Here is a 2,930-nt window from a genome sequence, read left to right on the forward strand (position 1 = left end):
CACCTTAGAAAAGTATTGTCTGATTATGACAATTTTCTGGAGGCTTTGTTGTCTTGTTCTTGTTTCAAATGACTATAATACCTATGATGAAAGATGTTCGACTACTAGCAGCAGGAAAGTTTTTAAGTCTTTTTAAGAATGATCAACAGTACCAGACTCCGGTGATTCGGATTAATAAGAATCGCAAGAACCTGGCCTTTGTGATCCTATTTAAGCTCGATCCCCAGAGCGAGCGGGTTTATGTGCTAAATCGGTCTCAGCAAGGCTATAGTGACCAGCCCCAACGGCTAAAAATTTTCAAAAAAGCCAGCCTGTATACCGGGATGTTGCAGGTTCCACCCAAGGCACGAGGGACCATCCAGATTTTGCAAGTAGAGGCTCAGGATCCGCGTTTAAAAGAGACTCTCCGTTATTATTCGCAGGAGGAGCTGTCCCTGATTGCCCAGGGTCGAGCAGCGGAGCTAGATGTTTACAACCCTTTTCGTTATGCGCATTCTAGCCGGTTTTTGGATCAGGAGCAGGGGTCTGACCTTCAGTCTCTGCAAGAGTATTTAGGGATTCAAGACTTCCATCCCTTTATCCAAGAAGGCGAGGACGCGCTCCCGCTTTCCTGTACCTATCAAGATCCGCTTCGCCGGACAGCCAGTCGTCTCCAGTTGCTGGGCTGGTATTACTTGGACCAGCAGTTGAAGATTAGCTGGAAGCCCTTGACTGCTGAGAAGAGTCGGTGGCGTTCGTCTCTTCTTTCCATTGATAAAAAGAGTAAGCGCTATTTCTTTCAAGGCAATCTGTACCAGGAAAAAGGGACTGACCCTATTTTTTTGGAACAATTAAAATTGCAGACCCAAGAGGCTCCTGCAGAATATGTCCGAATGGTAGAGGAATTGCAGACCCAAGAGCAGAAAGCTCTCTTGAGAATGGCGGATTTAAAAGTTGTCGACAGGGACTAACCCTGCCTCAGTAAGCCGGTAGACACGGTCACAGACCTGGTGCAAGAAGCGGCGATCATGGGAGACAGCGATGATGGCTCCAGGATAGTTCTGGAAGAGTTGCCGGATTTGGGGCTGTGAAGTCGGTGAAAAGTTGCGGCTGGGCTCATCTAGGAGAAGGAGATTGGCTTGATCTAAAACCAGCTTGAGGAGTAGCAGTTTGGCCTGTTGGCCACCAGATAGGTCACTGATGGCATGATGCACTTCTTGGCGTGTGAATTGGAGTTGGGCGAGGTGGGTCAGGGCTTTTTGTTCCTGTAGCTGATCGCCACTAGGACAGAGAAATTGGAGTGGGGTTTCCAGGTCTGGGAGCATTTCCTGGTATTGTTGGGGCATGTAGCCAGGACGAATGTCTGTTTTGGTCGGCATTTCCTGGTAGATACGCTTGAGTAGGGTGGATTTACCGATGCCGTTGGCTCCGATAATACCGATTTTATCTTGGGCATGGAGGTGTTCTTCTGTTGGGAGGGTGAATTCTCCCCACTTGAGTAGGGATTTTTTGGCCGGTAGTGGTTGGATATTCGAGAAGAAGAGCTGGATTGCTTCCTCATCTAGAGGTGCCTGGGTCAGCTCTTCTCTTTGATGCTCAAACCGCCTTTCCCTACCTAGAACCTGTTTCATTTTTTTGGCAACCAGCCGTCCAGCTGTTGCATCATGGGTATTGATTAGACTATGGCGTACTTGGGCTTTTTGACGTCGATGCTTGTCCATGGTTTTCTCAAATTCTTTGCGTTCATTTTGTGCTTGCTGTTTTTGTTTTCGGTACCGCTGTTTTCGATCCTCCTTGTAGGCGGGATAGTTGCCTTGCCAGACTTGAGTTTTAGCCACTTGTTTGCGTTTGAGAGATTCTAAGTGAATGATTTTTGTGGCGGTGTGATTGAGAAAATCTTCATCTATGGGAGACAAATACAACAGCCTGGGGACAGGTGGCGACAAAATGTTCTAACCAGAGGAGACTATCTAAATCTAAATCATTGGAAGGTTCATCGAGGAAGAAAATATCAGCAGGACTAGCTAAAGCTCTAATCAGCTGGATTTTGAGGGTCTCACCGCCAGACAGGCTAGCCAGGCTTTGTAGACTGGATAGCCGCTGACTGTCAAAGCCTAGTTGATCTGCATAGCGATAAACAAGACCGTAGTCCAGCTCGTCAGGGTCTGCGAAAAAGTAGTCATTGAGGCTGAGCTCGGCTAGAGCTTTCGGTAGGGTTTGTGGCAGGTAGACGGGCGCAGAGAAGTGTCTCTGAATGGTTCCCTCTACGAGGAGATGGTCAGGGGCAGGCTCTTGAAGGAGTAGCTGGAGTAAACTGGACTTCCCATTCCCCTCCTCTCCAATAATGGCGACCTTATCTCCTGTATGGATTCTGAGCGAGAGGTCTTGGACCAGTGTCCGTAAATCTTTTTGGTGATGGATACTTAGGTGTTGAATGGTTAGCAGCATAAAAATCCTCCTTTTGATCACGATAAAAAACGCTACCTAATTGGTAGCGCTTGTAGAAGGCCTGCTGGGACTCTTTTGGTTTAACAGGACAGTCAGATAAGCTTGTCTCCCTTTAGTCAGACAAGTTAACATCAGCTCGTGTAAGTGTAACCTAGAAAGAGTATCAAAACACCTCTGTCAAAAGAAGAGGCTGGAGCAGGAGCTACTAGAAGTCTACCAAATAAGTGCAGAGTGTTCGAGTTATTCAAGAATCGCAAAGATGCCCCAGCCTTACTGATTTTGGTTGGGTTTGATTCTCTTTCTTGAATGACTCAACTGTCACTGGTGGGACTTCTAGTTGTTCATGGCTCCTTACCTCGCTGTAAATGTGATGGTTTCAGTTTAGCAGACCAGAATCAGGGTGTCAAGCTAGTTTAGAGAAATGGTGGAATCATTCCCGTTGTCTCTGATCCGAGGCATACCAAGGGAATAGAAGAGTATAAAAAGAAAAATCGCCACGGTAA

At 47.0% G+C, this 2,930-nt stretch carries 1 protein-coding gene and 1 pseudogene; one reads left to right on the forward strand and one right to left on the reverse strand.

Annotated features, from left to right (window positions below):
* Positions 1–83 precede the first annotated feature (83 nt).
* Entirely contained in the window at positions 84–950 is an 867-nt protein-coding gene (locus N4310_RS08065) for a hypothetical protein (protein WP_262092766.1), read from the forward strand.
* Here the strand turns inward: N4310_RS08065 and N4310_RS08070 are convergent.
* Positions 927–2,427: pseudogene (locus tag N4310_RS08070) on the reverse strand (ATP-binding cassette domain-containing protein). The gene N4310_RS08065 and the pseudogene N4310_RS08070 overlap by 24 nt on opposite strands.
* Positions 2,428–2,930 lie beyond the last annotated feature (503 nt).

Source organism: Streptococcus danieliae (assembly GCF_025447695.1).
Classification (GTDB): Bacteria; Bacillota; Bacilli; order Lactobacillales; family Streptococcaceae; genus Streptococcus; species Streptococcus danieliae.

Coding starts and splice junctions, on each gene's coding strand:
- N4310_RS08065 (WP_262092766.1), top strand. CDS start 84: ATGATGAAAGATGTTCGACTACTAGCAGCAGGAAAGTTTTTAAGTCTT.